This window comes from Microbispora sp. NPDC004025 (assembly GCF_053604425.1).
The window spans coordinates 110,793-125,810 of the sequence record NZ_JBSGHN010000011.1 but is presented as its reverse complement, the minus strand read 5'-3'; the positions used below and the strand labels follow the sequence as shown (position 1 = coordinate 125,810).

The 15,018-nt window shown below is 70.4% G+C and carries 16 protein-coding genes; 15 read left to right on the top strand and 1 reads right to left on the bottom strand.

Annotation, left to right across the window (positions count from 1 at the left end; genetic code table 11):
* The first annotated feature begins 378 nt into the window (after positions 1–378).
* The 6 genes from rpmE to ACWEQG_RS25600 all read left to right on the top strand — a co-directional run bounded on the left by rpmE (position 379) and on the right by ACWEQG_RS25600 (position 6,957).
* Positions 379–597 (top strand): 50S ribosomal protein L31, encoded by a 219-nt coding sequence (gene rpmE, locus ACWEQG_RS25625; protein ID WP_346226152.1) that lies wholly within the window; start codon positions 379–381, stop codon positions 595–597.
* A 104-nt stretch (positions 598–701) separates the two neighbouring features.
* Entirely contained in the window at positions 702–1,748 is a 1,047-nt protein-coding gene (gene prfA, locus ACWEQG_RS25620) for a peptide chain release factor 1 (protein WP_452288379.1), read from the top strand.
* Between the two features lie 144 nt (positions 1,749–1,892).
* Positions 1,893–2,747, top strand: coding sequence for a peptide chain release factor N(5)-glutamine methyltransferase (prmC, locus tag ACWEQG_RS25615; RefSeq protein WP_452288377.1), 855 nt, complete (start codon positions 1,893–1,895; stop codon positions 2,745–2,747).
* 66 nt (positions 2,748–2,813) lie between these two features.
* A complete protein-coding gene (locus tag ACWEQG_RS25610; protein WP_363463665.1) occupies positions 2,814–3,461 on the top strand; it encodes an L-threonylcarbamoyladenylate synthase in 648 nt (215 codons plus the stop codon).
* A gap of 144 nt (positions 3,462–3,605) precedes the next feature.
* The gene (locus ACWEQG_RS25605) at positions 3,606–6,416 is read left to right on the top strand and encodes a hypothetical protein (protein ID WP_452288375.1); all 2,811 of its coding nucleotides are present in this window, start codon (positions 3,606–3,608) and stop codon (positions 6,414–6,416) included.
* Positions 6,417–6,567: 151 nt separating this feature from the next.
* Positions 6,568–6,957 carry a hypothetical protein gene (locus ACWEQG_RS25600; protein WP_363463669.1) on the top strand — a complete coding sequence of 130 codons (390 nt, stop codon included), beginning with the start codon at positions 6,568–6,570 and terminating at the stop codon, positions 6,955–6,957.
* Positions 6,958–7,171: 214 nt separating this feature from the next.
* Here ACWEQG_RS25600 and ACWEQG_RS25595 read toward each other — a convergent pair whose 3' ends face one another.
* Complete coding sequence (locus ACWEQG_RS25595; protein WP_452288373.1) at positions 7,172–7,621, bottom strand: carboxymuconolactone decarboxylase family protein; 450 nt, start codon at positions 7,619–7,621, stop codon at positions 7,172–7,174.
* Between the two features lie 83 nt (positions 7,622–7,704).
* On the opposite strand from ACWEQG_RS25595, the gene ACWEQG_RS25590 reads away from it, so the two are divergent.
* From ACWEQG_RS25590 to ACWEQG_RS25550, 9 genes are all read left to right on the top strand, one after another.
* Positions 7,705–8,583, top strand: a complete 879-nt coding sequence (locus tag ACWEQG_RS25590) for a sigma-70 family RNA polymerase sigma factor (protein ID WP_452288371.1) — start codon at positions 7,705–7,707, stop codon at positions 8,581–8,583.
* Between the two features lie 189 nt (positions 8,584–8,772).
* Positions 8,773–10,035 (top strand): serine hydroxymethyltransferase, encoded by a 1,263-nt coding sequence (locus ACWEQG_RS25585; RefSeq protein WP_452288369.1) that lies wholly within the window; start codon positions 8,773–8,775, stop codon positions 10,033–10,035.
* A 63-nt stretch (positions 10,036–10,098) separates the two neighbouring features.
* The gene (locus tag ACWEQG_RS25580) at positions 10,099–11,547 is read left to right on the top strand and encodes an MraY family glycosyltransferase (RefSeq protein WP_452288367.1); all 1,449 of its coding nucleotides are present in this window, start codon (positions 10,099–10,101) and stop codon (positions 11,545–11,547) included.
* Between the two features lie 145 nt (positions 11,548–11,692).
* A complete protein-coding gene (locus tag ACWEQG_RS25575; RefSeq protein WP_452288365.1) occupies positions 11,693–12,115 on the top strand; it encodes a hypothetical protein in 423 nt (140 codons plus the stop codon).
* A gap of 62 nt (positions 12,116–12,177) precedes the next feature.
* Entirely contained in the window at positions 12,178–12,393 is a 216-nt protein-coding gene (locus tag ACWEQG_RS25570) for a hypothetical protein (RefSeq protein ID WP_169982030.1), read from the top strand.
* Positions 12,394–12,525: 132 nt separating this feature from the next.
* Positions 12,526–13,317: a F0F1 ATP synthase subunit A gene (atpB, locus tag ACWEQG_RS25565; protein WP_452288363.1), complete on the top strand. Its 792-nt coding sequence runs from the start codon at positions 12,526–12,528 to the stop codon at positions 13,315–13,317.
* A 79-nt stretch (positions 13,318–13,396) separates the two neighbouring features.
* Complete coding sequence (gene atpE / locus ACWEQG_RS25560; RefSeq protein WP_150939446.1) at positions 13,397–13,621, top strand: ATP synthase F0 subunit C; 225 nt, start codon at positions 13,397–13,399, stop codon at positions 13,619–13,621.
* A gap of 29 nt (positions 13,622–13,650) precedes the next feature.
* A complete protein-coding gene (locus tag ACWEQG_RS25555; protein WP_452288361.1) occupies positions 13,651–14,196 on the top strand; it encodes a F0F1 ATP synthase subunit B in 546 nt (181 codons plus the stop codon).
* Complete coding sequence (locus ACWEQG_RS25550; RefSeq protein WP_452288359.1) at positions 14,196–15,005, top strand: F0F1 ATP synthase subunit delta; 810 nt, start codon at positions 14,196–14,198, stop codon at positions 15,003–15,005. The genes ACWEQG_RS25555 and ACWEQG_RS25550 overlap by 1 nt, the downstream gene beginning before the upstream one ends.
* Positions 15,006–15,018 lie beyond the last annotated feature (13 nt).

Here is a 15,018-nt window from a genome sequence, read left to right as displayed (position 1 = left end):
CCTGCTCGACCGGCGCCCCGGACGGCCACGCCGTCCGGGGCGCCGGCGTTCCCGGCCACGGGCGCGCCTCTGCACGCGGTGCGGGTCATCTCCCTACGCGGCGAGCTCGTCCCGTTCCCCGCGGAACGCCCGGCGGGTTCTGTGCGAGCGCGCACCGTTCCGGGCGTGCCGACGCGTTCGCGGCGCCCCTGACATGCGCGACCAGCGTGCTGTCGCCGGGGGAATAGCCCATGGCCTGGGATGGTTGGAGGATCTGGCACACTGGTAGCCGAACCGCAGCGGTACCGGTTCCCGCGCCGCGCATCACGGTGTGCCGATGCGCGAGTCCGTAGACAGACGGAGCGACCCGGCGACCGCGCCTAGCGTTAGGACTGAGACATGAAGCCCGACATCCACCCGGAGTACGTGGTCACCCAGGTGACCTGCACCTGTGGGAACACCTTCACCACGCGTAGCACCGCGACGAACGGCGTCATCCACGCCGACGTCTGCTCCGCCTGCCACCCCTTCTACACGGGCAAGCAGAAGATCCTCGACACCGGTGGCCGGGTTGCGCGCTTCGAGAAGCGCTTCGGCAAGAAGGCCCAGAGCAAGTAGCTCCTCCAGGACGCCGGCTCGGGGGTGCCCCTTCTCGGGGCGTCTCCGGGTCGGCGTTCTTGGTGATTACGGCCTTACGAGGAGCTTGAGCAAAGGAGCGTGCGGTGAACCTCGACGAGATCATGAGCGAGTACGCGGATCTGGAACTGCGGCTCGCCGACCCCGCCGTGCACGCCGACCAGGGCAAGGCGCGGACGTACGGCAAGCGTTACGCCGTGCTCACGCCGATCGTCGGGACGTACCGGGAGCTCGAAGGCGTACGGCAGGACCTCGCGGCCGCGCGCGAACTCGCGGCGGAGGACCCGGCGTTCGCGGAGGAGGCGGCCGAGCTGGAGGGCCGCATCCCGGTGCTGGAGGAGAAGCTCACCCGTCTGCTGGTCCCGCGCGACCCGAACGACGACAAGGACGTCATCATGGAGATCAAGGCGGGCGAGGGCGGCCAGGAGTCCGCTCTGTTCGCCGGAGACCTCCTGCGGATGTACCTCAGATACGCCGAGCGGATCGGCTACAAGACGGAGATCATCGACGCGCAGCACTCCGACCTGGGCGGCTACAAGGACGTCACCGTCGCCATCAAGGGCAGGGAGGGCGTCTGGTCGCGGCTCAAGTTCGAGGGCGGCGTGCACCGCGTGCAGCGGGTGCCGGTGACCGAGTCGCAGGGCCGCATCCACACCTCGGCCGCCGGCGTGCTCGTCTATCCCGAGGCCGAGGAGGTCGACGTCCAGATCGACCCCAACGACCTGCGTATCGACGTGTTCCGCTCCAGCGGCCCCGGTGGCCAGAGCGTCAACACCACCGACTCGGCGGTGCGGATCACCCACCTGCCGACCGGCGTCGTCGTCTCCTGCCAGAACGAGAAGAGCCAGCTCCAGAACAAGGAGTCGGCGCTGCGCATCCTGCGTGCCCGGCTGCTCGCGATGGCGCAGGAGGAGGCCGAGGCGGCCGCGATGGCCGAGCGCAAGTCGCAGGTGCGCACGGTCGACCGCTCCGAGCGGATCCGCACCTACAACTTCCCGGAGAACCGCATTTCGGATCACCGCGTGGGCTTCAAGGCCTACAACCTGGATCAAGTCCTGGACGGCGATCTCGACGCGGTGATACAGGCTTTGCTCGACGCCGAACTCGCGGAGAAGCTGGCCGCTCATTCGTGAGCCGATCGCGAGCCTGATGTGGGGACGATGGGAGAAGCGGTGATGGACGTGGGTCCGCAGACGAGCGTGGGCGGTCCCGGCTGCCCGCCCGCACACGACCGACGATCCCCAGGCCACGCCGCGACAACCGTGCTGTAAGAGACAATGACCTTCCTGCTCGACGAAATCGCCCTCGCCACCGCCCGGCTCGCCGAGGCGGGAGTGCCGTCACCGCGAACGGACGCCGAGGAGATCGCGGCCTTCGTGCACGGCGTCACGCGCGGCATGCTGCACACGGTCAAGGACGCCGACTTCGACGCGCGGTTCTGGGAGGGCGTCGCCCGGCGCGAGGCGCGCGAGCCCTTGCAGCACATCACCGGACGGGCCTACTTCCGCTACCTCTCCCTCGAAGTGGGCCCCGGTGTGTTCGTGCCCAGGCCGGAGACCGAGGTGGTGGCAGGCTGGGCGATCGATCGGCTCCGCGAGATGGACGTCGCCTCCCCCGTCGTGGTCGACCTCGGCACCGGTTCCGGGGCCATCGCGCTGTCGATCGCCCAGGAGGTCGCGCTGGCGCAGGTGCACGCCGTCGAGATCGACCCCGTGGCGTACGGCTGGGCCAAGCGCAACATCCTCGAACACGGCCAGGGCCGCACCACCCTGCATCCCGAGGACCTGGCCGACTGCCTGCCCGAGCTGAACGGCCAGGTGGACCTGGTCATCTCCAATCCGCCGTACATCCCGCCTGGAGCGATCCCGCGCGACCCCGAGGTGCGCGACTACGATCCCTCCCGCGCCCTGTACGGGTCGGGCGAGGACGGGCTGGACGAGGTGCGGGCCGTCGAGCGCACGGCGCGGCGGCTGCTGCGGCCGGGCGGGTTCGCCGTGGTCGAGCACGCCGACCTGCAGGGCAACGCCGTCTACTGGCTCTTCTCCGAGGAGAACGGCTGGCGCGACGTTCGGTTGCGCCAGGACCTGACCGGCCGGGACCGGTTCGTCACGGCGCGGCTGACCCAGGACTGACCCGAACGGCCCGGCGAGCGGCCACGCGGCGGCGGACTCGGGCGGAACACGTGGAAGGATGACTTCGTGAGCCGACGGTTTGACTGTGCCGACCAGATCGAGCGGATGACCGGACTGGCGGAGGCGACCGCGACGGTACGGCGGGGCGAGCTCGTGGTGCTGCCCACCGACACCGTCTACGGTGTCGGCGCCGACGCCTTCACCCCTTCCGCCGTCAACGCGTTGCTGGAGGCGAAGGGCCGGGGCAGGGACATACCCGTGCCGGTCCTCGTGGGCACCGTACGCGCCGCCAACGCGCTCGTGGAGAGCCTCGGGACGTACGGGCAGGACCTGGTGGACACGTTCTGGCCCGGGCCGCTCACGCTCATCCTGAGGGCCAACCGGTCGCTGTCGTGGGACCTCGGCGACGCGAAGGGAACGGTCGCCGTCCGCATGCCGCTGCACCCGGTCGCGCTGGATCTCCTCAAGGAGACGGGCCCGATGGCGGTCTCCAGCGCCAACCGGGCCGGCAATCCGGCGGCCACCACGGTCGCCGAGGCCGAAGAGCAGCTGGGGGACTCGGTGGACGTGTACCTCGACGGCGGCCCCTGCGAGGACACCGTGCCGTCCACGATCGTGGACCTGACCACCGCGGTGCCCCGGGTGCTGCGCAAGGGCGCGATCCCGGTGGACAAGATCCGCAACCTCGTCGGGTACCTCGCGACCGAGGAATGACCGGGATCCGGGCGTACGTCTCATGTTTTGAGACAACGCCACGGCCCTGACCAGGGCGATCGATGCCGTCTGGCTATCGGGCTTCTTTACTGATGCCGCCCCGGCTACCGTGAAGTGCGCCGATATCTCTGTGGAGGCGCGCCCATGGCCAAGCTCGACGGGATGGATCCGAAGCTCGTCCGTGAGTTGCTGGCGGGGGTTCAGCACGCCGCGCGGCAGATGGACGGCATCGAGGCCCGGGTGAGTCAGTTGACGCGTACGGCCGGCGTCTCCGTGCATGTGACCCACCGGCCGTCACAGGTCGCCGACGCGTGCTCGGCCATGGTCAAGGACGTCACGAACCGCGTGGTGCTGCTGGAGAAGAAGGAGAAACAGCAGAGCGCGGGCAAGGCGCCCACGGCCAACGCCTCTTTCACGGAGGAGAGGGACACCACCGCGCCCGCGGACGATCCGGCGCCGAAGCCCGGCGCGCAGGGCGACAAGAGCGACGCCAAGCCCGATCACAAGGCGGACCACAAGCCCGATCACAAGCCCGATCACAAGGCCGATCACAAGGCCGACGCGAAGACGGACGACCACAAGGCCGACGGCAAGGCGGACACGAAGCCCGAGGCCAAGTCCGAGGGGAAGGCGACCCACGAAAAGCAGGACGCTCCCCGCGCGTCGTCGTCCGGGAGTGCTTCGGGCGATTCCGGCGCGGCCGGGAAGGGCGAGACCTCCCATCGGGCGCACAGCGCCACGGACGGTGCCACCCGCGCGGACGGCGACGGCGGAGGCCACGGCGTGGCCGAGGGGGAACTCGCGGACAAGCCCCGCCACACGGTCGAGGGCTCCCTCGCCCAGATGCCCGCCTCGACGCACAGCCCCGCCCACGCCGACGACGGTGGCACGGCGGCACGCGCGGGAACCGGCTCCGACACGTCCCAGGGCGCGGGCATCCGCCAGGTGCAGCAGCCCACCGGCCCGGGTCAGCCGATCGGCGAGGGTACGGCCGCGAGCCAGAACCAGCCCGTCGGCACCGGTCAGGGCGCGGGCCAGCATCAGGGCACGGCCCAGACGCAGCCCATCGGCACCGGTCAGGGCGTGGGAACCGGCTCCGACGCGGCCCAAGGCGTGGGTCAGACGCAGCCGGTCGGCGACGGCCAGGGCGCCGCCGGTCAGAACCAGTCCGGTGGCCAGCATCAACCGGTGGCCCAGGGGCAGGACCAGAGTTCGGGGCAGGGTGCGCCGGCCGGTTCCAAGGCGGCCGGGGAGCAGCCCTCCACAGGCGGCGGCGACTCTCAGTTCTACGACACCCCCGGCAAGGATCACCCGGACGACATCGACCCCGCCGGCCGGCATGTGGCCGTCGTCGACGGTGTCAAGGTCGTCAGCACGCCGATGAACCAGCCCAGCGCCGAGTACATCCAGTGGCTGAACGAGCACATGCGGGAAGTCCAGCCGATGGATGTCCCGAGCGTGGACGCACAGACGGCGAGCGCGGGCGGCGCCCACCCGGATGGGCCGCCCGGGCTGGTGCCGCCCGCAGAGCCGACCAACCCCGCGGCGAAGCAGCCTCCGCAACCGGGTCTCGCGCCGGGAGACCCCATGGGCGCCTATGTCGGCACACCCGCCGACAACCTGTCGGGTGAGCCGCCGTACGCCCCGGGCGACCCGAACGCCGCGCAGGGCACTTCAGCCGCCCACAGCACGGTGACCGCGAGCGCCGGTGGTCATGCGTACACGGGTGACACAGCGGTGAGCGGTACGGCGACCAATCCCGCGCAGCCGGCGGCAACGACCGAAACCACCCCTGCGGCCACCGGGGCCGTGCCTTCGTCGGTGGACACCGCCGGTGCGAGTGGTTCGGGGCAGGCGGCTACGGCCGCCACCTCCACGGGCACCACTCACCCGGCGGGCACGGCCGGTGTGGGCCATCCGGTGGACACTGCCGGTGCGAGTGGTTCGGGGCAGGCGGCTACGGCCGCAACCTCCACGGTCACCGCTAACCCGGCGGGCACGGCCGCCGCGGCCACGGGGGCCGCGCCTCCGGCGGGAACGACCGGTGCTGCCGGCGCGGCGGACGGGGCGCCTGTGGCACCAGGCGGAACGGGTACGGCGACCGGCGCCTTGCCTGCGGTGGACAGCTCCGGTGCGGGGATCGGGCAGGCGGCGGGCGCGACCGGTACGGCGACCGGCACCCTGCACGAGGCGGGTACGGCGGCCGGGCACGGTCAGGCGGCCGGAACGGTGGAAGCCGCGCCCGCGACGGGCGCCGGCGGCGATGGCACGACGGGCCACACCGCGACGACCGGTGCGGGCGACAGGGCCGACGGCGCAGCCGGTGCGAGCGGGCGAGCGTGCGACAACGATGCCGCCACGGGCACGACAGGGGTCATCCGCGAGGGCACGGGCACTCAAGGCGTGGTGCATGGACCGGGCACGCATGGCACCGAAACCAATGCCCCGGGCACTCATGGCACGGGCACTCATGGCACGGGCACTCATGGCACGGGCACTCATGGCACGGGCACTCATGGCACGGGCACTCATGGCGCGGTGCATGGGCCGGGGACGCATGGCACCGGGACACATGGGCCGGGGACACATGGCCCGAGTACACATGGCCCGAGCGCGCATGGCGTGGGCTTGCATGACGCGGCGGCCGGCGGCGCGGCGGCAATGCCGGACACGGGCCGGGCGCCCGATCCCCGATCGCCCGCTGCCGCACAGCCCGGACATGTGCAGCCCGGACATGTGCAGCCCGGAGAGGTCGATCACCCCGTCCGCCACTCCGGCGACGAGGCCATACGGCGCATGCGCCTGGATCACCATCGGGACGTCGGGCCGGTGGACACGCCGGACATCTCCGCTCCGGAAGCGGAGTGGGGCAAGGACGACTGGGTGGACAGAAAGGTCCAGCCCGACAGGCGCGTCGAGGTTGTCGAGATCCGTACGCCGGATCCGGAGAGGTGAGCGTGCGGGCACGAGCGACACCGCCCGGGCGGGGCGCGGTGCGGGGTGACCGGCCGAGGAGTACCGGTGGGCCTCCCACCGGGATCCCCGCCGCAGAGCATGTGACGACCAACGCCGGTGTTCTCGCCGGTTTCGCACAGGAGGCGCGATCGTGAGCTTTGTCGACCCGCCGGCGCCCACTCCGCTGCAGCCGGGTGAGACCCCGCCGGCGCCGTCGAGCACGGACCTGCTCGCGCCCGGCGGGCAGCCGACGGGGTGGGTGTTCAACCCGGAATACCAGAAGCTCGTGGACCTGTGGCTGCAGGTGGTCCCGCTGATGGACCAGCTCACGAAGTCCCTGGACAAGCCGTACGAGATGGCGCGGAGCAGAGACGTGTGGGACGCCCCGGTCGCCGGCCGGTACGTCCAGGACATCGCCGAATGGCGCAACCGGCTCGGCATGTACCGCCAGGCGGTGCTGACGGCGATCAGCGACCAGGCGGCCGACACGCCGCGCTGGATTCCGAGCAAATCGGGTGCACCGCACGCCTTCACCTCCTGACACGCGCCCACGCGATCAATGGGTTGGGGGAGCGGAGCGAAAGGCAGCGAGGACCGTGGCGGAGGCCCGGCCTCGCCCCCGAGGGCGAGTGAGCGTCGGGCAAGGACGTTCCCTCACCGGCGTACAGGGGCTCGCGCTTTCCACGTCCCCTCGGCGGGGCGTCATGCCCTGCTTCGGGAGGCACGGCTTCCGGAGGGATGACGCCCCGATCAACTCACCAGGTCTTGCCGGCCTGTTCCCGGATCGTACGGTTGATCCGGTTGAAGAAGTTGGTCAGCGCGATCTCCAGGTTGAGCGCGGACAACTGCTTCTCGTCGAAGTGGGCCGCGGCGGCGTCCCAGATCTCGTCGGTCACGCCCGGCGCCCCGTCCTGGATCCGGGTGGCGGCCTCGGCCAGCGCGAGCGCGGCCCGCTCCGCCTCGGTGTAAAAGGGCGTCTCGCGCCAGGTGACCACGTTGTGCAGCCGCTCGTCGGTCTCGCCGTGCTTCTTGGCCGACGCCACCCCGGCGAAGACGCACGGGCTGCAGCCGTTGATCTGACTGACCCTAAGGTGAACCAGATCGAGCACGAGCGGGTCGACGCCACCGGTGTGAATCGCCTTGTAGAGGTGCTGGACCGCCGTCATCATGTCGGCGTTCGCCCGGCTTTTCATGCGTGCTTCCATGGGTCTTGCTCCTTCATCGGTTACCTGTGCCCGACCGGGCCCGTCATCCCCCATGACGGAGCAGGACCGAGAAAGGTAACGACATGGCCGACACCAGCCCGGCGGACCTCGTGGCAACGACGTTCGAAGCCCAGCGCGAACGGCTACGCGCGGTCGCCTACCGCATGCTCGGGTCGCACGCCGACGCCGAGGACGCGGTCCAGGAGGCCTGGCTGCGGCTCTCCCGCCAGGACACCGCGACGATCGACAACCTCGCCGGCTGGCTGACGACCGTGGTCGGCCGGATCAGCCTCGACGTCCTTCGAGCGCGCCAGACCCATCCCAAGGCGTCCTACGACGAGCAGCTGGCCGAGCTCGTCGTGACGCTCGACGACGGCCCGGCGCCGGAGGACGACGTGGCGCAGGCCGATTCGGTCGGGCTCGCGCTCCTCGTCGTCCTGGAGTCGCTCGGGCCGAGCGAGCGGCTGGCGTTCGTGCTGCACGACCTGTTCGCGGTGCCGTTCGACGAGATCGGCCGGATCCTCGGCAAATCCGCCGACGCCACCAAGATGCTCGCCAGCCGCGCCCGCAGGAAGGTACGGGCGACCGAACGGCCGGCGGTCGCCGGCCGGGAGCAGCGTGAGGTGGTCCGGGCATTCCTGGCGGCGGCCCGCCGCGGCGACTTCGAGGGCCTGCTGCGCGTACTCGACCCCGAGGTGAGGCTGACCGCCGACACTCCCGGCGGTGTGGTCGTCACCCTCGGCGCCACCAAGGTCGCCGCCGGCGCGAGGCTGGGCGCCGGTGCAGCCATAGGAGCGCGCGAGGTGCTCGTCAACGGCCTTCCCGGGATCGTGTCCTGGCGTGAGGACGGCACCCCCCTCTCGGTCGTCGCGTTCGCCGTCGTCGACGGCCGGATAGCCGGCATCACGGTCGTGGCCGACCCGGCCAGGCTCGCGTCGATGAACCTGCCGCATCCTGAGTGAATCGGGGCGGCAGGTGGCGGTGCCGCATGAGATTCGTGCGTCGCGAGCTCCTCCGTCCATCGGAGCCGACTTGTGGATCCGCAGGTCTCCGACCTCGGGCGGGGCCCGGAGGGCCATGGCGCCCGGGTGGCGGCCCCGGATCGGTCTACTCTTGATGCGAAGACCGCCACCGGATTGTGAGCCGGTCCAATGGACAGTTCGGAGCCGTTCTACGGGCCCGATTTCGCCCGGCTCGCCGCGCAGGACCCGGACGTCGCCCAGGTGCTGCTCGACGAGGTCGCCAGGCTGCGCGGCGGGCTTCAGCTGATCGCCAGCGAGAACCTGTCCTCGCCCGCCGTCCTCACCGCGCTGGGCTCGGTGCTGAACGACAAGTACGCCGAGGGCTATCCGGGCCACAGATACTACGGCGGTTGCGAGGTGGCCGACCGCGCCGAGCAGATCGCCGTGGAGCGGGCCAAGCGATTGTTCGGGGCCGACCATGTCAATGTGCAGCCCTACAGCGGCACCACGGCCATCCTGGCGGCGTACGCGGCCCTTCTGCGGCCGGGGGACACCGTCCTGGCGCTCGCTCTGCGACACGGTGGCCACATCGCCCATGGATCCAGGGTCAACTTCTCCGGCAGGTGGTTCCACGTCGTCTCCTACGGCGTGCGGCGGGACACCGAGACGCTCGACTACGACGAGGTGAGGGACCTGGCGTTACGCCATCGGCCCAGGGTGATCGTCTGCGGGGCCACGGCGTACCCCCGGCTGATCGACTTCGCCGCGTTCCGCGCCATCGCCGACGAGGCCGGAGCCTGGCTGCTGGCCGACGTCGCCCACGAGATCGGCCTCATGGCCGGTGGGGCCGTTCCGTCGGCCGTGCCGTACGCGGACGTCGTGACCTTCACGACCCACAAGTCGCTGCGCGGCCCGCGCGGGGGAGGCGTGCTGTGCACCGGCGAACTCGCGCCGGAGATCGACCGGGCGGTGTTCCCCTTCAGCCAGGGCGGGCCGCTGATGCACGTGGTCGCGGCCAAGGCGGTGGCGTTCGGCGAGGCGCTGCGCCCCGAGTTCCGGGCGTACGCCGCGTCGGTGGTGGACAATGCGAGGACGCTGGCGGAGGGGCTGGCGGCCGAGGGGCTGCGCCCGGTGGCGGGCGGCACCGACACCCACCTCGTGCTGGCCGACCTGCGTGGGACCGGGGTGAGCGGAGCGGAGGCGGAACGGCGGTGCGCGGAGGCCGGCATCCTGCTCAACCACAACGCGATTCCGTACGATCCGGCGCCCGTGACCGTGACCTCCGGGATCAGGGTCGGCACCCTCTGCGTGACCACCCAGGGCATGGGCCGGGCGGAGATGACGGACATCGCGTCTCTCATCGTCCGGGCCATACGGCAGCCCAGTGCGATAACGTCGGTCCTCGAACGGGTAAAGGGGCTGACCGCGACGCATCCGGCATATCCCCGTTAGGGATAGGGCGATCTATGTCTTTTGCCCGTCACAACCGATCCGCCTATCCAGGAAACTAGGTCCGTGCGCGAATATCTCCTCTTGGCGCTCGTGGCGGCTGCGGTGACGTACCTGCTGGTGCCGCCGGTCAGGGCGTTCGCGCTGCGCATCGGCGCGGCGCCCGAGGTGCGGGAGCGGGACGTGCACACCGTGCCCACCCCACGCCTGGGCGGGCTCGCGATGTTCGGCGGGATGGCGGCGGCGCTGCTGGTGGCGACCAACCTGCCGTACGTCGGCGGCGCGTTCGGCAGCGGCCAGACGGGACAGACGGTGGTCGCCCTCCTCGCGGCCGGCGGCCTGATCGTCATCACCGGGTTCCTGGACGACTGGCTCGGCATGGACGCGCTGGTCAAGCTGGGCGGCCAGATCGCGGCGGGCGGGCTGCTCGTCTATTTCGGCATGTATCTGCAGTTCCTCCCGATGCCGCAGTCGATGGGCGGTTCCCAGGCGCTCGACACCACCCTGCGCACGATCCTCACCATCATGATCGTCGTCGTCGTGATCAACGCGGTGAACTTCGTCGACGGTCTGGACGGCCTGGCCGCGGGCATCGTCGGGATCGCCGCCATGGCGACCTTCGCCTACTCGATCGTGCTGCAGCAGACCGCGAGCGGGTCGCGCATCAACGGGACCGCCGCCATCGCGGCGATCCTCATCGGGATGTGCGCGGGCTTCCTGCCGCACAACTTCAACCCCGCCAAGATCTTCATGGGCGACACCGGCGCCATGCTGATCGGCCTGCTGCTCGCCGCCTCGCTGATCACGAGCCTGTCGTCGGTCGAGCCGGACGCGGTGGTCGGCAAGATCAACCGGTTCCCGGTGATCCTGCCGCTGGTGCTGCCGATCGCGGTGGTGGTGCTGCCGCTGGCCGACCTCATCATGGCCGTCATCCGGCGGACGTCGGCCGGGATGTCCCCGTTCGCCCCCGACCGCGGCCATCTGCACCACCGCATGCTCGACATCGGCCACTCCCACCGGCGCAGCGTGCTGATCATGTACGCGTGGACGTTCCTGTTCGCCTTCGCGATCGTCGGCCTGTCGATCGGCGGCGTGCCGCTCATCCTGTTCCCGCTGACGATCGTGCTCGCGGTGGCGGTGCTCGTGATCATGGGCCTGCCCAGCTGGCGGTCGCGCCGTAGCGCCGCGCAGGAGCAGAAGGGCGACCAGAGGGCCGATGCGCGTCCGGCCGGGAGCCGTCCGCCCGGCCCCGTCCCCGCCGGCCCCGTCCCCGCCGGCCCGGTCCCCGCCGCGCGCACGACGACGGAGCACGACACGCTCGTCTATCCCGTCGTCCCCGCGCCGGCGCCTCCCGTCACCCCGGGCCCCGCCGCTCCCACCGGCCCCGCCGGCCCCGCCGCCCCCGGCAGGCTGCCCGCCCAGGGCGGCCGGCATCCCTATCCGGGTCAGGGCGCCCCAGGCGCCCCGGGCGGCCCTCCCACCACTTCCCGCGCCGACACTGGGACCTTCCGCTGACCCGTCCCCGCAGGTGGACGCCGACCCGAAACGCCTGGTAAAGGTGGCACTCCGGGGCTTGTGATAGCTTTCACTAGCAAGGGGCGAGGGCAACGACGCCCCAGCAGGTAGCAATCGCTCGTTTGACAACCGATTCTGGAGTCCCATGCAGGCCAACGACGTGCGCGTTCTCAAGGGCGCCGCCGTGCCGACCTTGATCGTCGGTCTCCTCGCCGCGCTCATCGCGGTGTTCACGACCGGGGCCAAGGGTGCGTTGGGCGCCGGCATCGGTCTCCTTCTCGTGGCCGCCTTCTTCACCGTCGGCCTGTTCGTCGTCTCCTGGGCCGGCCGGGTCTCGCCGATGGCGATGATGACGGCGGCCGTGGTGGGTTACGTCGTGAAAGTGCTGGCGATCATGGCGATGCTGAACGCCTTCGACGGCACCACCGCGTTCGACTCCCGCGTGTTCGCGCTGAGCGTCATCGCCTGCACGCTCGCCTGGACCGTCGGTGAGATGCGCGGATTCATGAAACTCAAGATGCTCTACGTGGAGCCCGAGGCGAAGGTTCCCGGGCAGGGTCCGTCATGACCACGCGTACGGGGCAGCCCGATATGACTAGTCCGCATGGCTCCTGCTATCGTCGTGCCGCGATGAGCGAACAGGAGCGCAGGCCCGAGACCGACGGCCGCGACTTCGCCGACGCCGCCTGGTCGGTCCCGAGCTATCTGCTTTCCGGGATTCTGGTATGGGGCGGCCTCGGCTGGTTGCTGAGCTGGTTGACCGGCGTGCATGCGTTCATCCCCATAGGCGTCATTCTCGGGGTCGGGCTGGCTGCCTACCTCGTCTATCTGAAGTACGGCCGCTGACAGCGAGCCCGCTTTCCACGCTCTTCTGTTGATCCAATCGTTGAAGGGAACGCCCGTGCGCGAGCGTAGCGAACGGACGAACAAGCACATGCTTCGGGCATTCGGCCCCGAGCAGGTAGGCGAGGTGGCCAAGTGACCCCCCTCATGCTCGTCGCCGATGACAAGTTCACGGCGCCGGGACCGTCCATCTTCGACTTCCCGCCGCTGTATGAGGGTGCGCCGTACTGGCTGACCAAGCCGGTGCTGATGGCGCTTCTCGGCGCCCTCGTGGTGTGCGCCCTCGCCTGGAGCGCCTTCGCCAACCCGAAGCTCGTGCCCCGGGGCATGCAGAACGTCGGCGAGATGGGCTACCAGTTCGTCCGCGACCAGGTCGCCCGCCCGTTCCTGGGCAAGGACGCCGAGCGGTGGATGCCGCTGCTGCTCAGCCTGTTCTTCCTGATCCTGCTGTGGAACTTCTTCGGCGTCATCCCGCTCATCCAGATCCCGGTCGCGTCGCACATCGCGTTCCCGGTGGTCTTCGCGGTCACGGTTTATGTGATCAAGGTCTACCTGGGCATCAAGCACCAGGGCCTGGGCGGCTACTTCAAGAACATGATGTTCCCGCCGGGGCTGCCGAAGCCGATCTACTTCCTGCTGGCGCCGATCGAGTTCCTGTCGAACCTGATCATCGCGCCGTTCACGCACGCCGTCCGACTGTTCGCGAACATGTTCGCCGGCCACCTCATCCTGGCCTTCTTCAGCGCCGTCGGGTTCTGGTTCCTCTTCGAGAAGCTCACTCCGCTCGGCGCCGGCCTCGGCGTGCTGGGCGCCGTCATGACGATCGCGATGACCGGCTTCGAGATCTTCATCCAGTTCCTGCAGGCGTTCCTGTTCACCATGCTGGCCGCCATGTACATCGGCGGCGCGCTGCACCCCGAACACTGACGGGTAGCACAAGATCCGCCCCTGACCTCGACCAGACCGGTGAAGCACTCACCGGCCGACCAGTAAAGGAAGAGCACCAATGAGCGTTCTCGCTGAAGTCTCCGGCAACCTCGGCGCGATCGGTTACGGCCTCGCCGCCATCGGCCCCGGCATCGGCGTGGGCATCATCTTCGGCCAGGGCGTGCAGGCCATCGCCCGCCAGCCCGAGGCGTACGGCCTCATCCGGCAGAACATGCTGCTCGGCTTCGTCCTCACCGAGGCGCTGGCCCTCATCGGCCTCGTGGCGCCCTTCATCTACGGCTGACGTACCCACTCTGAAGGAAGGCTGCACCTATGACTATGGCAGCTACCATCCTTGCGGCTGAGACGAACAACCCCCTCATGCCGCATGTTTACGAGCTGGTCGTCGGCAGCTTCGCCTTCCTCGTCGTCTTCCTCGTCGTCGGAAAGATCCTCACCCCGCGCATCCAGAAGACGCTGGCCGAGCGGACCGAGGCTATCGAGGGCGGCATCAAGAAGGCCGAGGACGCCCAGGCCGAAGCCCAGCGCACTCTGGAGCAGTACCGGGCGCAGCTCGCGGAGGCCCGCCAGGAGGCGGCCCGCCTGCGCGAGGAGGCCCGGGAGCAGGGCGCCGCGATCAAGGCCGAGCTCCGCGAGGAGGCCCAGGCCGAGGCGCGGCGCATCATCGAGGCGGCCCACGCCCAGATCGAGGCCGACCGTCAGCAGGCGCTCAACCAGCTGCGCGGTGAGATCGGGCGTCTGTCCACCGAGCTGGCGAGCCGCATCGTCGGCGAGTCGCTCGAGGACGAGGTCCGTCAGCGCCGCATCGTCGACCGGTTCCTCGAGGAGCTCGAGGGCCGTCCGGAGGCGGTTCGCTGATGCGCGGCCTCAGCAGGACCGCCCTCACGGAGGTCGAGGAGCGGTTCAACACCGCCGCCGCGACCGCCGACCTCGGCGCCCTCGCCGAGGAGCTGTTCGCCGTCGCCGACCTCTTCGACCGCGAGCACGGGCTGCGCCGGGGTCTTTCCGACCCGTCGCGCCCGGCCGGGCAGAAGGAGAGCGTCCTGCGCCCCCTGCTGCAGGGCAAGGTCGGCGACGCCGCGCTGGAGATCGTGGTCGGCGCCGTCAAGGCCAAGTGGTCCAAGGCCGGCGACCTGCCGGACGCCCTGGAGCGCATCGGCGTGATGTCCGCGGCCGCGGAGGCCGAGTCGGACCGCCGCCTCGACGACGTCGAGGACGAGCTGTTCCGCTTCGGCCGGATCCTCGCCGCCAACCCGGAGCTGCGCCGCGCGCTCAGTGACCCGGCCATCCCCGCCGAGCGCAAGCGCGACCTGCTCGCCACGCTGCTCGGCAGGAAGGCCGCCCCCTCCACCGTCCGGCTCGTCACGCAGGCCGTTGTGCACCCGCGGGGACGTAGCCTGGAGACGGCACTGGAGGAGTTCGGCTGGATCGTCGCGCGGGCGCGCGAGCGCCTGGTGGGCGTGGTCCGCAGCGCGGTGCCGCTCACGCAGCAGCAGAAGCAGCGGCTCGCGGCCTGGCTGCGAGCCACCTACGGGCGAGACGTCCACCTGAACGTCGAGGTGGATCCGGAGGTGCTCGGTGGATTCTCCGTGAGAGTCGGAGACGACTACATCGACACCACGATCGCCGGACGTATCGAAGAAGTCCGCCGCCGGTTGGCCGGCTGAGGCGAATAGGGAG